This window comes from Paenibacillus sp. FSL L8-0708 (assembly GCF_038009325.1).
GTDB lineage: Bacteria > Bacillota > Bacilli > Paenibacillales > Paenibacillaceae > Paenibacillus_AQ > Paenibacillus_AQ odorifer.
In genome coordinates this window covers 4,052,867-4,069,681 of sequence record NZ_JBBPBC010000001.1, presented here as the reverse complement: position 1 = coordinate 4,069,681, position 16,815 = coordinate 4,052,867, and the positions used below count along the sequence as shown (strand labels likewise).

Sequence of the window (16,815 nt, the reverse complement as noted above, 5' to 3'; positions counted from 1 at the left end):
AATGATAATTGAACAGCGACAGTCCAAGACTTTATTTATCAAGTCTTGGACTGTCGCTGCTTTATTATCCGGGACAGTCGGCTGATAAACGCATTTCAGTATTCAAAGTTTTACTCACACCTGGGGTGATTCCTATCTTGGTTGTGGTTCTTGCCTGGATGCTGGCTCATAATATTTTGTATACCTATATCTCTCCTTTCCTGGATGATATGGGGCTTGAACCCTATCTCGGACAGGTTCTGCTTGTTTTTGGAATTATGGCACTGGTGGGTATCTGGGTGATTGGGATTTTCATTGATCGTTGGTTGCGTCCGTTGGTTCTCATCAGTCTTACCGGATTTGCTCTGATATCTCTTGTACTAGGACTTTGGAGTGAGCATGGTACTATTATCTTCATTTCTGTTGCGCTGAGGGGGCTGACATTCGGTGGTGCGGCAACATTGTTGCAGACAGCACTTGCTCAGGCTGCGGGGAAGCAAGGGGTGGATATCGTGATGCCAATCAATACAACGGTTTGGAATCTGGCTACCGCCGGCGCCGGGATATTGGGAGGAGTCCTTCTGAATCAATGGGGCACCACCTCCTTTCCTTGGTCACTCCTGCTTCTCTTGCTTCTTGCTCTGTTTGTTGCCTGGTGTGCTAAAAGGCATGGATTTCGTCCATCCCAGATCCGTTAAGTAATCCGATTGCCATCCGTCTGCTATTGACTGTGAATTGTTCTTGCACGATCGTGGCAATCATTCATCGATTTGCACCACAAAAAAACATAAATTACATTAGATCGATATGTGAACCAGGCGGAATCATGAATCTCGTCAGGTTCTTTTTGCATTCTGGCTTTTGTTAAATCAAAGTAGTACAGGTAAACATAAATGTATTATGTAATTAAGTATAAGTATACTTTACATTTGTTAAAAATCAGTTTATAATTTGATTCAAGAGGTGATGGTCATGAAGAAAGATTTCGGTGATTCGATATCCAATAAGGTTTATGAATATCGTGTACTTGCCAGAATGTCTCAGCAAGAATTAGCAGAGAAAGTCGGGGTTTCCAAACAAACCATTTTCGTAATGGAAAAAGGGAATTATGTGCCGACTCTGCTATTGGCTTTTCGAATTGCCGATTTTTTTAATGTTGATGTAAACGATGTTTTTACTTATTTGAAAGGAAATGATCAAAATGAAAATTAAGTCTATTTTTGATATCCATAACGCAATTTTTCATTCTTTAAAGTCCTGGGCTGAGCAATCTACGGGAAATTGGAATATTCTCATTGGAGTAGGTTTTTTACTGCTCATGGGTAGTGCGATTTTCACCTATGTATTTTATAAGAAGATTGGGCAAGACGATGAACGGACAAATAAAATCTTTTTGAAAAGCAGTTACTTTATGCTGTTGACAATTATTCTATGTGACATGATTTTTCCTAAAGAGTATATGTGGAACATCTTTTTCTTGTTCAAATATGCGCTAGCGTTTTTAGCAGGTGGAATTTACATGGCCATCCAGTATAAAAAGGATTTGTCGTAAGGAAGGGTCAGAGCGAGGACCAGCTAAGGATGAGGATTAGACAATGCTGATAAATATGCTAACTAAGTGATATGGAAGTTCAATAGGTGCAATCGGGTTGTAAAATAAATTGCTAAAATCAAAAATATCCTTTTATGTTCCTTCCCCCCCTCTGCTTCTAGCGGCAATGGTTACATGTTCTTGTCCTTTGATCGCGACAAGAACATGTATTTATAAATCAAAAAAACCGCGCTCTGCCCCGCCTCTTATGAGACTATTATACCGTTGAGTGTATACAAACCATGTAATGCTTGCTGTTAATAATGCTGAAGAAATCAAGGCTGTAAGAACACTATATGTTTGCCAAATAAGTATCGTTGGCCAATCTAATGCACAGCACATTATACACAGGGCAATCGTAGCAATCAGCAAAATAGCTGTTACGATTATTCGCTTTTTTGTCATTGGCTGCCGCTCATTCGTCTTCCTTCTGCGTAATCCTAAGAGAAAGAACAGAACGGCCAATAGGCAAAAAATAATTGTGGTAGACGATAAAATGATGTCCAAAAGCTGTGTGCCGCTTATTTCATATGACTGCGTTAGATTGCCGTCTAATATCTCTTTAACTTTTAGTACCATGCTTCTATTGATATTTGCGCCATTGGTCAGCAAGCAGACGGCTGTTCGTTCATTTGGCAGTATGATCACTTCGGTTCCAAAATTGGGATTTCCCCCTGGGTGCTCTATAATCGTTTGGTTGGCGTTTACCGTCCAGCCCGCCGCATAATACATTTCGTTGACAGCCAGAACAGACATATCACCCTGATGTGATTTTTTGATAACCGTATGGAATATTTCGGGTATGTCCTTCACAATACCCATCTGTATGCCCATCCAACGCGCCATATCTTTTGTACAAGAAATGATGTAGCCTGCGGGTTTATTCCCGGAAAAATCCGGCGCGTTATATGGAGTTGTCATAAAAAAGGAAGAACGGTAGCCCTGTGCCAACTGTCCGGTGGCTTGAGCATCTTCTTTATAAACATACGTCTGGTGAAGACCTAACGGCTGAAATACCTGTTCCCTCATAAAGTCTTCATAGCTTTGTCCCGACACAATCTCAATAACCAAACCCAATACGTCATAATTAACGGTCCCATAGTTGTACTGTTCACCGGGAGGGAACGCCAACTCAGCATCTACCAGCATTTCCACAGTCTTTTGCAGCAAATCTGGTGTATTGCCTTGTGGAATATTTTGAGAATGCTTACCATTTGTTAGGCCGCTAGTATGGTGAAGAAAGTTATTGAGTGTAAGGCTTTGCATATCAACAGGTTTTCCTTGATACTTTAACGTAAACCAAGGTAAATATTTTTGGACAGTGTCAGTCATTGACAGCAGCCCTTGTTCCTCCAACAGCAAAATACCCATGCCGGTAAAGGCTTTACTGACCGAGGCCAGTTCATATAGTGTGTTCTCACTTGCAGACAACCCACTTTCACGGTCTGCATACCCGGAAGAAAAGTAGAAAATTTCATCATCAGCTAGTATCGAGATTGACATTCCCGGCACACCTGATATACGACTGGCATCATCCAACAACGTCTGTATTGCCACAGATTGCGTATCTGACAACGCCGCATAACTTTGTGTTGCGAATCCTGAGAATACGATAAGTATCGCTATTACACAAACAATAGTCTTTTTCATAAGCTCTCCATTTCGAGTAAATTATGCGAGGATAATATAAACAACCTGTAGTACGCCTTATCCGCCTAATGCGTCGCTCCAATATACTTAATGCTAGACGTTCAATAATTAGATTACAATTGTAAACTTCACAGACCCATGTATATTATTTCTTGTTTCGCAAAAAAGGCCCCTCTGATTGCTTAGCGGAAAGGTCAATGGTTTAAATCTTATGTCTACAATTTTTCTGCTTCATCATTACTATTTTATTAGGTATCAGCGTTGGTCTAACGGCAAAAAGAAAGGAGACTAACCAATATGGCTAGTCTCCTTTCTTTTATAAAAATTTCACCCTATAATGATAAAGCTCAGTGCAGGCAAGCTTCATTAATCTTTCCATGTGACCTGCCATCCATATGACTGAAGTTTAAAGTATTTATTAAACTCCGCAACTACGGACTTCGCGTTCTCTTTCGATGTTGCATGAAATATAGTTATATCGACTATATTACAGTCTGAAATTTCCTCCAAACCTTTAAGTCTTGATGCATCTACTCCAATCTGCTTTAGACTCATACAATTTTTGAGTATTGTTAAATCTCCAACCGGATAAGTGAACTGCTTTAATTTCTTCAATTCTCCTATAACCTCTATATGTGATTCATCTATTGCACAGCTATCTGTCTCAAAAACCGTTAGATTCTTTAAAGCTTTTAAGAATGATAAATGTGGTATTGTCACTTGTTTGAGCTCTAGTTTTATTAACTTACTAAGGTTTGAAATATAAAGCAGGTCGCCAACCTCCATTTCTTCTAAGCTTAGTTCCTTCAAATTTTTTATAGTTCCAATTAATCCCCTATCAATTGAGTTCATTCTACATAATCTCAAACTCTTTAATTTCTTTATATCTTTCAGTGTATGTATATCTTTTAATGGAAGTCCTATTAATGTTAGCTTCCTTAACCCATCTAAAGAAACCAAGTACTTCAAATCAGACTCTTTAAAAGCTTCTGATCCTATCACAAGTTCTGCTAAAGAAGTCAACCGTTGAAGTACATCAAAATTAGTAATTTCATCCGCATGTATAATAAGTTCTTTAAGATTAACCATATGGGTTAAAATATCCAAAGATATTGCTCCGTATTTTTGAGCTTGATCAGCTCTAATAAATACCAGTCTCTTTTTTTTCAATGTTTTTGAAGATACAAAACCACTTTCAACATCGTCTTTAAAATACTCTTCCCAAAATCCGCTTACAGGGATAAGGCTGTTCTCTTCGATATTCAAATTAGTCAGAGCCAAAATATCATCTAACAAACTTCCACTTTCACGGGATAATATGATTACATCTTCTTCTTCACGAATACCAATACTACTATTTCTGAGACTCGAATCGATAAATTCAAAGAAATGTCCCAAACTTTCTGCAATAACATAGGAAAAATGAGAATTATGATCTATCGTGATAATTTGCCCATAAACGCCCTTTTCTCCGGGGTCTAAATCTATTGCCAAAAATGAGCCACCACCATCTTCAGCAAAAGGAATCCAGCCTTCTCTGTAGTTCCCGTCTTTTATTACATCTGATTTGCTGGATATAATATCATAAGCTGATTCTAAAAGGGACTTCCAGTTGCTTACTATCGATTCAATGTTCATCCAACCAAGACCAGCCATAACGCCAAAAATCTGCTCTCCTTCTCCATTAGAATTCATGTATAACTTTCTGAAATCTTCTGGAAATTTGCAGTTCATCATGCTCTCGAAAAGATTTATTTCTGATTCCTCAACTGCTGGATTCAGTAATTCCTCTACATTAGGTATATGCGATTTTAATGTCTCGATAAGGAAACACTTTTCTTTTTTATTAGCTAATGACATATAGTGGCCCCCCTTCTACAGAGTCATAATAGTTTCAGTAAACATTCTTGGTTGATCATCAATCATTTTGTTATGATTCATCTTCAACAGTTCTATCAATAATTAATTCTATCTTAAATATGGAGCATCTATTTCCCGATTTAGCAATATCGTATCATAAATTTGTAAATATTGTTGTATTAAGTCATATGAAAAAACCTAAGAGTCATCTTAGAGGTTAATTTTATCTCTATATAAACTTCATACACAACTAATTTTTCACCCTATTTATGGTACGGTTCAGCCTGATTTGTCTTCACCGTGTGATACATCTGTTCCAAGATTTCAGGCACGTTTAGATTCTATTGTGATTGTGCGCCTGAGTCTGAACCAGCTGATCTTCTCAACTGCTGTGTTGCGGTCCCCATCTGCAGTTTCCGGGCAATCTGCTTGTTGCGCATTCCTTGATACCTTCAATAGTCCTCCTTGCTTCATTTAGAGTTATATATACTGGTTCTCTCAAATTAATCACATAATCTAGTGCTCCGAATAATAAAAAAAGCCCGCAAGCTAGTTACCTGCGGCTGTGAATTTAGGATATGTTGTTATTTATTATTATCTCTCCCCTCTCCAACAAGCCTTAGCCCACTTTCATGGAGTTAGTTGCTTGTGGAAGCTACAACAAAGGTTATACGCGTTGAATCGTGGCTATCATGACACCGGCAAATCCAATGCCTAACTGCACCAGTATTTCCGTGGGCACGCAGGACACGCCATGCGGTTTTCAAGTGGCAATCGCCTCCTTCTGTTCCTTAGCTTTTGGGAATCCTTGATCCACACCTTGTTCTCTACGATTATCACGCAAGAGCTCGTACGTCACATACACCGGTCGCCCTGTTCGTGGTTCCAGCATAATCTCGGCATCAATGGCAAATACCTCACGCAGCGTCCGTACCGTCATTACACGCTCTGGCGAACCATGCTCCACCACCTGACCCTCACGAATCGCCACCATATAGTCGGAGAAGCGTGCTGCCAGATTCAGGTCATGCAGCACCATCACAATCGTCACCTGTTGACTGCGATTTAGTTCATAGAGCAGTTCCAGCACTTCAAGCTGATGCGCCAGGTCCAGATAGGTGGTGGGTTCATCCAGCAGGATCAGATCGGTTTGCTGGGCGAGCGCCATCGCAATCCATACGCGCTGACGCTGACCGCCAGATAGCGTATCGACCTCACGATGCTCAAATGCTGTAAGCTGTGTAACCGATAGAGCCCAGGCTACTACTTGCTTATCCTCTTTGGAGAGCTTGCCGAAGCCCCGTTGATGAGGAAAACGCCCATAGGCGATTAATTGACCGACCGTCAAACCGCTCGGTGCGGTTGGCGTCTGCGGCAGAATTGCCATCTGTTTGGCCACTTCCTTGGTGGACAGCGTACGGATATCGGCGCCATTCAGATAAACCGTACCATTATTCGTCTTGAGCAACCGACCGACTGCCTTTAGTACGGTTGATTTGCCGCATCCATTGGGACCAATAATCGAGGTAATCTGTCCACGCGGAATCTGCAAGTTCAGTTCTTTTACGATAAGCGTGTCATTATAGGCAATATCGATTTGTTGCGCTGTAATACTTTCCATGACGTCCTCCTAATTGGCCTTCGATAGTAAATAAAGAAAGTACGGAACACTGATGACCGTAATGACAATTCCCGTCGGCACATCTCCCCCCAGGCTAACCGTCCGCGTAATCGTGTCAGCAAGTACCACGACTAATCCCCCGGTCAGGCTGGCAGCCGGAACGAGCAATTTGTGATCGGGCCCGACCAGTTTTCTTGCCATATGCGGCGCGATCAAGCCAACGAAAAAGAAGCTTCCGCCCACAGCCACACTGCCAGAGGATAAAGCAACCGCAGCGATCGACAACCCCAAAAACTGCCGCTTCACGGCAAGACCCAGCCCTTCTGCCGTCTGATTGCCCAGATGGAGGGTGTTGAGTATGCGAGACTTGTAGAAAATATAGCCGAGTAAAATCAAGACCCATGGTGCCAGTACGGAAATATAACGCCAATCAGCGCCCCACAAGCTTCCCGCCAGCCAATGCAGCATGAAATCCATCTGCGAATCATTCAGCTTGAGAGTCAGGAAGGTGGTCAGCGCTTCATACCCGCTTCCGAGTGCGACCCCGGTTAAGATCAAACCGATTGGCGAAATATCTCGCCCACGGCGATACGATAATAAGAAGATCAATCCCGCCGCCAATAATCCGCCAACAAAGGCCAGTAGTGGTAGGGCAATAAAGGAGCCCTTTCCTGTCGATGCGATGAATACGACGAAGAACAGGACAAACAAACCCGATCCCGAACTAATCCCCAGCGTCCCTGGACTAGCCATGTCATTACGCAGCAAACTCTGCATCACGACCCCAGCCGCTCCCATTCCCAGACCTACCAAGATCGACAGTGTGATTCGTGGCAGGCGAAAATCGAACACGATCAGATTTTGCTTATCTGTACCGTTTCCGAGGAGAACATTCAGCACTTCTAGCGGTGAAAGATTCATTTTGCCAGAATTCATGCTAATGACAGCAAACATAAGGATGAGCACCATAAGCACTATATTGACGATAATGCCCCTTTGCACCGTATAACGCTGCTTGATCATTCAGATTCCCTCCTTTGCTTGCGAGCCAGGAAGAGAAAGTACGGCACACCAATGATAGAAAATATAATACCAATCGGTGTTTCGAACGGCTTATTGATCAAGCGGCCAGCCAGATCGGCCGACACGGTCAGCAACGCACCATATAGTGCAACTGCCGGAATAATGTAACGATAGTCGACACCGACCATGTATCGCACAATATGTGGGGTAATCAGACCAACAAACCCGATCGGACCAACTAAGACAACAGCCAATCCAGTCAGCACAAGCACGATAATCGTCGATAAACCTTTGACCAGTCCGCTACGAATACCGAGTCCACTTGCCACATCATCCCCCAAACTGAGCAGTGTAACAGAAGGAGATAGCGCCAGCGCCAGCAGTACACCACCAACAAATAGCGGTGAGATGATCAGCAATTCCCCCCACTTAACCCCCGCTGTACTGCCTGCCGTCCAGAATGCTAATGCTCGACCCAGATTATAATTGATCGCTAAATACTGACTGAGTGCGCCAAATAGCATAGAGATGGACAGTCCTGCCAGTACCAGCCGCTGAGGCGTCATCCCGCGCTTGCCCAGTGACGCGATGAAGTAAGTGATCCCGGTCGCGAGTGCTGCTCCCAGACAAGCAAACAGCATCATATGCCCATACGAATAACCCGGCAGAAAGGCCAGGCAAAGAGCAATCGCGAATGCTGCACCAGAGCTGATGCCCATCAGCCCGGAGTCAGCCAGCGGATTTCGCGTCGTTCCCTGCATAATAGCCCCACATACCGCAAGGCTGCATCCGACGATCAGATCGGCTACGGTACGCGGAAGACGTAGGGTTTGTATAATTTGATGCTCAGTGAGCGTTGGATCAAATCGGAAAATAGCCTCCCATGCAGTCGCTAACCTCATGTCGGCGGCGCCGAAGCTAATCGACGCCGCCGACATGAGAACCGTTAATCCAAGCCCTACCACCATGTACATGGTGAAATTCACCGCCCCACGGCGTTTTTGTTCAGGCTTGTTTTTCATTACGCTTTCCTTTCCTTACCTACTGATAGTCATATTTACAAATTGGAGTACTTCTTTTTACCTCGTCAAAATCCTTATCTAGCCATAGCCAGCAATTGATTTACAATATGATCAATCAATGCACTGGAAGTCATTATATCCGTGGACCAAGATAGCGATGTACCCACCGATATGATCCGATTATGTTGCACAGCAGGTAGCGATTTCCAGACCGCATTATCAGTAGGGACTTCCGTATCTCCTATAGCGATTAGATAATCCCCTATGTAAGCAGCCAAGACCTCCATAGAGATATCTCCCCAATATTTATCTGTGTCAATAATATCAGTTTGAACTTTTGAAGGTGCCTTCATTTTAAGTCCATTATAAACAAGCTCGCCAACCGCATGCTTGGCTCCAGCGATGTAGTTACTTTTATCACTGAATTCCCCCATAGTAATCGTCACGTCTGAAAGACCTGCATTCTGAAGGGCTAGCTTCGCTTCTTCGATTTTTCCGGCATAAGCACTCAGAACAGCCTTAGCCTCTTCCTGCTTGTTCAAAACATCACCAATAAAATGTATCCGCTCTTCTGTAGTCATATCACCATAAGGGACATAAATTGTCGGGGCAATTTTGGATAAATCTTCATAATTTTCATCGCCCCATGCTAAAATGATCAGATCAGGCTCAAGAGTCATGACATCTTCCGGCTCCATAGCTATTTTAATAGAGTCTGTAATCTGGTTAGCAAAAACAGCCTCTTTCCCGTCCCTTGCCGCTCTCGCCACCCCTAAAGGAGTTACACCTAGGGCCACCACATCACCAACCAAATAATCGACTACAACACGCTGAGGGTTGTTCGGTACCTTAACGTCACCCTTTACTGTGGATATCGTTCTCGTCTGCGAGACTGCTTCTGAAGCTTCCGGTTGTGTCGTCTGTTGTGTCTGCGCAGGGTTTGAATTCACCGTTCCCCCGTTATTCGATGGCGTTCCCGACGCACATGCCGACAATAACAGCATCAAGCTCATCGTCGCCGCCAAGATCATTTCTTTACTTCTTACTTTTCCAAACATGGTTGATTCCCCTTCTCTATAAGACTGGACTAGACCCGCTAGTTCCCTCTCATAGTAAAGAAAATGAGAATCATTATCAATACCATCAACCTGCATAGATAGTGCGTTTATTTTCCGATAATCACTTGGTGTCATCTTGTAATACTTCTTAAACATCCGAAACAGATTTTTCTCATCTGCAAAACCAGATCCTGTTGCGATCTCTTTAATGGTTGCTTCTGTATGTTTCAAGTCATGGCAGGCAGCTTCAATCCTTCTCTGAATGAGGTACTCCTGTAAGCTCATGCCTTCCTTTTTTTTGAACAGCCGCGTCAATTGCCCGCCACTGATCCCAAACATATCAGCAATTTCTTGGAACATAATCGGCTGCATGTAATGTTTATCGAGATATATCTTGGCAGAACAGGCTGGATCTGGCTGGAGATACCGAATCTCCCCACTCTCAAAATCTCTGTACACCCCATGTATCAATTGATATAGAAAACTTTTGGCCTGCAACTGATCCATCGCTTTGCCGCGGTTCCAGCCATTCATCATCTGTTGAAACCAATCGAGTAGCAAGATAGGATTACTTGGTGTATAACCATACTGTTGAACAAATGGATTTACTTCCTCGAGTAATTGCTGCAGGTGCCTCTTGAAAAAAAGAGGTAATTCTGCTTTATAAAATACCATAAAGGTCTTCACCTTCTCCCCTTTAGGCGAAATACTGAGCAGGCTCCCCTTCCCTCCGTGAACTAAACCAAAGCGTTCCATTCCAAATGTGGTTTCATTCAGTTGAATTTGTGCTTCTCCTCCACATGCATAGATAAACATGCTACTAGGCATTTTATACTGCTCCAACGGGTATTGGGACGCTACATTCTGAAAACGTACATCTATTAATGTAATGATCGAACGTGTCCAAATGTGGGCCATCGTATCGATCATCTCCGGTGTAAATACCTGGCTTGCTGCTGCTTCGTCTTGCATCTATCTGCGCTCCTTCATCTCACCTTTTGCAATTTATATATCACCTATCAATTCAATTGATATTGATTATCAATATCATAATTAATGAGGTAAGTATATCATCATTAAGTGACATTGGGGACAAGTTCTTGCCCTAAACAAAAGACAAGAACTTGTACCGATAAAAAAAGCCGCGCACAGCGCGGCATCCAGTGAGACTATGTTCTTGTCCTCTGAGCGAAGAATCGTTTCTATAATGTCAGTAGAAGATATTATTTACAGCTAAATATTCCGAAGCAGTGAAAGATTAAGTTCCGCTCTCCCTAAGTAGCCGCTGCAGATAACGGGGCGGTTAATGATTTCATACTTTTTTTAAGATCGAAATGTACTCTTGGCTCCAAGTTTCAAAAGAATCGAATTCCGCCTTAGAAATTTGATGGTACTCCGGGGAGTCGGTTACCCCCGTAAGGACCTCATATGCATAAATATTATCGCCAAACTTTCCTACTGATTGGTATCTTCCTGTTTTCAGGCAGATATAATCGGTATATTTCACGGTCATCCCTCATCCTGTCATTGATTTCCTCAAGTCCATTAATTTAATCTTGTATAAATCTAACTCCGCAGCAACTCGTCCCGCGCTTCCGTCAGTGCGAACCCCAGCAGATTTCTGCCCCGCCATTTCATGGGATTCTCAGCATCCGGATTGGACTGGCCCATGCCGATCCCCCAAATACGGTCCCGCGGGCTAGCCTCGACGAGGATGCGGTTCTTCGTCGAGTTAAGATAATCGTTAAGCTTCAGATTCTGCGAAAATTTGGCCAAGCTGGCTCTTTTGACGATGCTGTAACATTCCTTATCCCAAATATCTTTGTCAAAGTTTTGGACCGCACGTCCAAAAGCCTTCATCTCCTTTGGATGCTTAGCTTTAAGGATGGACTCCAGCATTTCGTCATCGCCGAACAACCTTGCCTTCTCGGCCATCATAAACTGCTCGGCGCATGAGTACTGCGTTCCCTCTACCGTGAACGGGCACAGCCACCATTGGCTGAAGCAGCTTTTATCAACGCTCCCGTCCTTAGGCGGTGTATGTCCCCAAAAAAACACGAATTTGAACTTTTTTCCCTCGTTATATGCTTTTCTTAACTCATCGATATTGTAAATCATCGTTAACCCTCCAAATTTCTCCGATATAAGCGGGATGGTCTATGCCCCGCATTTTCGGTATAATGATCGGTCTCCACTACAAGATCGGCTACTTTACGCCGGAAGGCCGCCTTCAACAGCTCTTTATCCATAATTACCTCATAAACCTGCTGCAGTTCCGTCAAGGTAAAAAGCTTCGGCATCAAGTGCAGTGCAATATCGGTGTAATTCACTTTTCCCCGTAACCGATCAATAGCGCATGCTATGATCTTCGCATGGTCGAAAGCCAATCCGTCATTCGATACGATCTCATAATCCGTGCCAGTCGATGTAGTCTTCGCTGTCATAGTCCTCGCCACGACCGCCGAAAGTTCTTCTTCTTCACTACTTAGTTTGAGTTCGTACTCAAGTGTCTTGATGTATCCGTCCACAATCAGTTCTTTTTGCTCCCGCAGCGGCCGATAGGATACCTTGAACCAGGCGGCGTCTGCTGCATCATCTCCTGCCTTAAGCTCCAACTTGTCGCTATTGATCAGAGCCATATAGCTACAGCTTATTACCCAGGTTCGTGGGTCGCGCCCGATATCACTGAACGTATACAGCTGCTCCAGATAAACGTCTTCTACGCCAGTTTCCTCGCATAGTTCCCTTACTGCTGCCTGCTCAGTCGTCTCATTCGGCCGGACAAAACCGCCAGGCAGCGCCCATTTGCCCAGGAAGGGGTGAGCCCTCCGGCGAATTAGTAGGACGCGTAGCTCTTTTTCCGGTAGTTTGCGATAACTGTCAGCCTCGTCTTCCGTCACAGTGAAGATAACCATATCCGTTGTCACTGAAGGACGCTCGTAATCGCCTGCCTTGTATTGCTTCAAAAATTCAGATTCCGTAAGTCCATCCTTATCCAACAAATCCAAGTGGGTATGCCTCCTTTATATTTGATTTAACCGTTCAGCTCTCCGAAATAGTTCCCGTAGGGCTCGAACTTTGCCAACACTTCATCTACCTTGCGTATACGTTCCTCCAGGCTCCCCCGCAGCGTAATATAGGGGATCCGCCGCTCCTTCAAATCCGCGATAATCTGTTTATGAAAGACATGCCGCTTCTGATCCCCGCTGCGGTCCCACGTATCGTCGTAAGGAATATCGTCAGCGCATAAGAAGAACAGATCATAACGTTGCGCGTTCTCCAGAGCGATCCGGGTTAACAGCTCGGGGGCCCGGCCGTGGTAATCTAGGGCGAACATATACGTCGTGATCGCATTGGTATCGACGAACAGAACCCGGTTCGCCGCAAGCATTGCCTGTTCTTCGCGCTCGATATGACCCACCGCGATTTCATCGAACGCTTCCAAGCCGATTCGGCGGTCCACCTGATGTTCGGTCCAATAATCGCGTCCGTATTCGCTTGCGAACGTTGTGCAATATCGCTGTGCCAGTGCTTCGGTGATCGTCGACTTACCCGTTGACATCGCTCCAACGAATACCAATTTCGTGATCAAATCCCGGTACACGATATCACTTACGAACTCCCTGTACTGATATGGATTGGAACGGACCATCGTCGCTGAGATCGGGACCCGCTCTCGAGCTTCATCCACCCGCCGGTCTATTGCACCCAAAGCGAGACTCATATGTTTGCCGTAGAATTCGCTCGAGTAAAAATGCGTTACTTGCTCTCCGTTCAGCAAACCGAGTATATACTGTTCTTCCCGAACCTCATGCTCCCTGTCATCCGAATATCCATCCGGACCATCCCAAGCTTCGATTACCCGGACTTCCGGATAGAGCCTGCGAATCCAATTTGCCCGGACATGAAGCGGGATCGGAGTGACTGTCGTTTCGTAAATGACTAGGATCAATTCATCGACCTCTTGTAGCGCCGTTTCAATCATGAACTGATGGCCTTTATGCAGCGGGGCAAACTTCCCCAGTGTTAGTCCAAGCGTGTTCATGCCGCCACCTCCTTCGCCCCTTTATTCCAAATATAGTACCCGTAAACTGCGTTGACCAGATACGCGCTCCACATCACGATCATCAGTAGGCCTTCCCCGCTGCCCTCCAGCATGCGAATCGCCCACAGCAGCACCGTAAAGAGATTTAGCACGATATAGACCAGCCATTGTTCCTTGAATCTTCTAACCATTAAGAAGGTCGCCACAACAGACAGCACCGTTGTAGTGGCATCAATGTAAGGCGAATTCTGTCCCGGAATGAACGAAAGCCCAAATCCGAGCACTAAACAGCCGATTACACAGACCATCCCAACGAGGAGCAGTCTTCTAAGATCCATCTGCCGCATGGTCAGTCTACCGTCTTTTTGGCGATTATTTTTCCACATGTAGAAGCCAATGACATTCATTGGAACAAAGAATAGCAGATTCAGCATAACCTCTCCAAACAAACCGTTAATATAGGCCAAATAAGCATAACCGATGGTATTGTACATGCCGAAAACATAGCTCATCAGGTTGCCCTTCGCTGCAAGCACCACGCATAACACCCCAGTAATAAATACCGTGAATCCGAATAAAGAGTCCTTTGTAATCACTGTAAACCCGACAGCGATTGAGGTAAATAGTATCAACCACGTAATTTCGAACAGATTCCAGTTAGCCGCCACCTTTTTCATCTTGCATCCCTCCGCTTTTTCCACTCATTCATAGAGCGAAAAAAATTAGTTATACTTAGTATTATTTTGTTAATAACATATTGTTACTATCAAAAATAACAGAAAATTCTGCGAAGGGCAAGCAAATTCTTCCTATTTCCACAGGCAGTTACTTATTTAAGGCTTCTCAACAGAACTAACTTTAAATTTGTGAAAATAAAAAAGAAACCCACTATTAAAAGGGATTTCCTCTAATCTTGTTCAACTAACGCACCAATAGGTGGACTGTTTTTAAGGTTTACTATTCCGTCTTTCTACTCCAATAAATAATCACCCTCTTTTTCTAAGAGAACAGGTAAATACGAGTTACCATTTCAGTAAACATGAAATCATCCCCACAATTAAATTGTGCACTTCATTACATAAACCCGTCTTCGGGTTCATCAACATCAAATCCTAATACTTTTGTCGCTTCCAATTTAAATCTCTCTATCCAAGAACTCCAATCACTATTACTCATCTGTGCGTAAAATGATAAACCACTTGGCTCCACTGAAGCACAATAAAAACATCATCATCTTCCTGCCCGAACCAATAAGGAATTCCATTTTTATATATCGTCATCAACTTATAAGAGTCAGTAGCTCCAATAGAATAACTCTAAGCTCAAGTTCCGTCTGCTCTGACTTCACGGCTTTTTCCAGCTTTGCACGGCTTCCGAATATCCGGTATAGTACCTGCTCTTGTTCATATATTTCTTTAGGTGACAGCTCTTGTAGCAGCGCTTCTGCTAGCACGACCCGATCGATCACGAAGTTTTTGACAGATCTTGCTTCCTCATTTCCTGCTAGCAGGATGTCTACTAGGACTGGCATAAGCTCAGCCTCCACGCCGTGCGCATCAATAAAGGTCTCCGCATAACTATCCTGTATCATTTGGTGCTCCGAATCTACCATCTCCATATAACGAGAGACGAGTGAGAAATATTCCTTGCTATATAATCCTAATCCGAGTACAGCATAGGTACCAGGCATGACCGACTTTTCACCCGGTTCCGTGTCCTTATACCACGCATAGGGCTCCATAGCGATATCCGCATACGCAGCCAGCTTAGGAAAAAGAGACGGATAGGCTAGTGCACCAGCAAAAAACTGATGAAGATCTGATTTAGCCATTTTTTTTAGAGGAAGATAGTTCTTTTGTTTGCTTTTCAGTTTCAGGTTATATTCCTTCGGGAATCCCTGCTGCAGCAATTCGGTAATGTGATCCAATGCTTCTCCATAAGCTGCTTCCTCCTCGTTCAAAATCCGGACTTCAATGCTCTGTGTTACATCATTATTATCAACTTCAACACGGGTCCCTTTATATACTGGAGTGAATTTCCCGCTTCCCCCCTGGATATACTCCGCTGCGTGTTTTGAACCAAGCTGGACAGCTAGTTTCAAATATTGTTCCCGGATGTCCGGTTTCGTTTTTCCAATTTGCAGAGCGGCATATACAAAAAAGGAAAGTTGATCTGCATTCGGATCCATAAGCGCCATATCCTCTTTAGGTATCCAATCCATTCTAAAACTGCCTGTACGCACAAAATAGCGTGGAAGAAAAATATTTTGAATCCAATTATCCATAGCCAAAGTATACTGGCCCGTCCATTCGTCTAAGCGTCGCCTATTACTTCTGAGCTTGTCGGATAAATGCTCAATTAATGGGCCAACCGCATTTTCTTCTTGCTTCATAAGATCAGGGTTCATCAAGTGATGAGAAAAGAAAAACTGGTCATCAACACTCGGCAATACGGGAAGATCAGACATGATTTTGGATGTTATAAACTTCTGTAATGATTTGCGGAGTTCGTTCAGCTTCTCTTCGTTAACCAGATGCACGCAAAGTGTTAAGTCTTCGTCCTCCATTTCAAAGGAAAGTACGATCTGGAATCGGTAATCAAAAAAACGAGGACCTAACTTCTCTGATAAAAAAAGCTCCTCCACTCTCTTGCATAATGCCGGGTAAAGTTCAGATCTAATTAATTCATCCGTGAGTTCGGCGATATAAGGACCTGCTTCGATTTCATAAGAGCTGTCCGTCCAATCGAACGGTTCTTCAACATCAATATGTATTTTTCCGTCACGCCAAGCTACCTGAAGATAATCCTTTATCCCTGCCTGGAGCGGACGATTTCCTATGAATTCATTTATTCTTATAGTCTCTTTGTTGTATATGGTTATCATCTCGCTCCACACATCGTCTAAAAACCTCTGTACTGCTGCGTTCATTCCCATTCCTCCTCATAGTTAGTGCTAATAGAACCTA

15 protein-coding genes are annotated in these 16,815 nt (G+C 43.7%); 3 read left to right on the top strand and 12 right to left on the bottom strand.

The window, feature by feature from the left end; genetic code table 11:
* Positions 1–8 precede the first annotated feature (8 nt).
* The 3 genes from NYE58_RS19175 to NYE58_RS19165 all read left to right on the top strand — a co-directional run bounded on the left by NYE58_RS19175 (position 9) and on the right by NYE58_RS19165 (position 1,531).
* The gene (locus NYE58_RS19175; protein WP_341002715.1) at positions 9–677 is read left to right on the top strand and encodes an MFS transporter; all 669 of its coding nucleotides are present in this window, start codon (positions 9–11) and stop codon (positions 675–677) included.
* 274 nt (positions 678–951) lie between these two features.
* Positions 952–1,191: a helix-turn-helix transcriptional regulator gene (locus NYE58_RS19170; RefSeq protein ID WP_036677000.1), complete on the top strand. Its 240-nt coding sequence runs from the start codon at positions 952–954 to the stop codon at positions 1,189–1,191.
* The gene (locus NYE58_RS19165; RefSeq protein WP_341004280.1) at positions 1,181–1,531 is read left to right on the top strand and encodes a DUF2178 domain-containing protein; all 351 of its coding nucleotides are present in this window, start codon (positions 1,181–1,183) and stop codon (positions 1,529–1,531) included. The genes NYE58_RS19170 and NYE58_RS19165 overlap by 11 nt, the downstream gene beginning before the upstream one ends.
* A 210-nt stretch (positions 1,532–1,741) precedes the next feature.
* On the opposite strand, the gene NYE58_RS19160 is transcribed toward NYE58_RS19165, so the two are convergent.
* From NYE58_RS19160 to NYE58_RS19105, 12 genes are all read right to left on the bottom strand, one after another.
* Complete coding sequence (locus NYE58_RS19160) at positions 1,742–3,220, bottom strand: serine hydrolase (protein WP_341002713.1); 1,479 nt, start codon at positions 3,218–3,220, stop codon at positions 1,742–1,744.
* A gap of 366 nt (positions 3,221–3,586) precedes the next feature.
* Complete coding sequence (locus NYE58_RS19155; RefSeq protein WP_341002712.1) at positions 3,587–5,080, bottom strand: SMI1/KNR4 family protein; 1,494 nt, start codon at positions 5,078–5,080, stop codon at positions 3,587–3,589.
* Between the two features lie 324 nt (positions 5,081–5,404).
* Positions 5,405–5,536 carry a hypothetical protein gene (locus NYE58_RS19150; RefSeq protein WP_341002710.1) on the bottom strand — a complete coding sequence of 44 codons (132 nt, stop codon included), beginning with the start codon at positions 5,534–5,536 and terminating at the stop codon, positions 5,405–5,407.
* Positions 5,537–5,843: 307 nt separating this feature from the next.
* The gene (locus NYE58_RS19145; RefSeq protein WP_076190254.1) at positions 5,844–6,701 is read right to left on the bottom strand and encodes an ABC transporter ATP-binding protein; all 858 of its coding nucleotides are present in this window, start codon (positions 6,699–6,701) and stop codon (positions 5,844–5,846) included.
* Positions 6,702–6,710: 9 nt separating this feature from the next.
* Positions 6,711–7,724 (bottom strand): FecCD family ABC transporter permease, encoded by a 1,014-nt coding sequence (locus tag NYE58_RS19140; protein WP_076316460.1) that lies wholly within the window; start codon positions 7,722–7,724, stop codon positions 6,711–6,713.
* Entirely contained in the window at positions 7,721–8,746 is a 1,026-nt protein-coding gene (locus tag NYE58_RS19135; protein WP_076126583.1) for a FecCD family ABC transporter permease, read from the bottom strand. Before NYE58_RS19135 ends, NYE58_RS19140 begins: the two co-directional genes overlap by 4 nt.
* Before the next feature lie 74 nt (positions 8,747–8,820).
* A complete protein-coding gene (locus tag NYE58_RS19130; RefSeq protein WP_341002708.1) occupies positions 8,821–10,776 on the bottom strand; it encodes an AraC family transcriptional regulator in 1,956 nt (651 codons plus the stop codon).
* A 594-nt stretch (positions 10,777–11,370) separates the two neighbouring features.
* Positions 11,371–11,922, bottom strand: coding sequence for an NADAR family protein (locus NYE58_RS19125; protein ID WP_076277377.1), 552 nt, complete (start codon positions 11,920–11,922; stop codon positions 11,371–11,373).
* A 2-nt stretch (positions 11,923–11,924) separates the two neighbouring features.
* Complete coding sequence (locus tag NYE58_RS19120; RefSeq protein ID WP_341002704.1) at positions 11,925–12,812, bottom strand: NUDIX domain-containing protein; 888 nt, start codon at positions 12,810–12,812, stop codon at positions 11,925–11,927.
* A gap of 26 nt (positions 12,813–12,838) precedes the next feature.
* The gene (locus NYE58_RS19115) at positions 12,839–13,849 is read right to left on the bottom strand and encodes an AAA family ATPase (RefSeq protein WP_076184878.1); all 1,011 of its coding nucleotides are present in this window, start codon (positions 13,847–13,849) and stop codon (positions 12,839–12,841) included.
* Complete coding sequence (gene pnuC, locus NYE58_RS19110) at positions 13,846–14,526, bottom strand: nicotinamide riboside transporter PnuC (protein ID WP_076217644.1); 681 nt, start codon at positions 14,524–14,526, stop codon at positions 13,846–13,848. Before pnuC ends, NYE58_RS19115 begins: the two co-directional genes overlap by 4 nt.
* A 602-nt stretch (positions 14,527–15,128) precedes the next feature.
* A complete protein-coding gene (locus NYE58_RS19105; RefSeq protein ID WP_341002702.1) occupies positions 15,129–16,778 on the bottom strand; it encodes a DUF6138 family protein in 1,650 nt (549 codons plus the stop codon).
* Between the last annotated feature and the right edge of the window lie 37 nt (positions 16,779–16,815).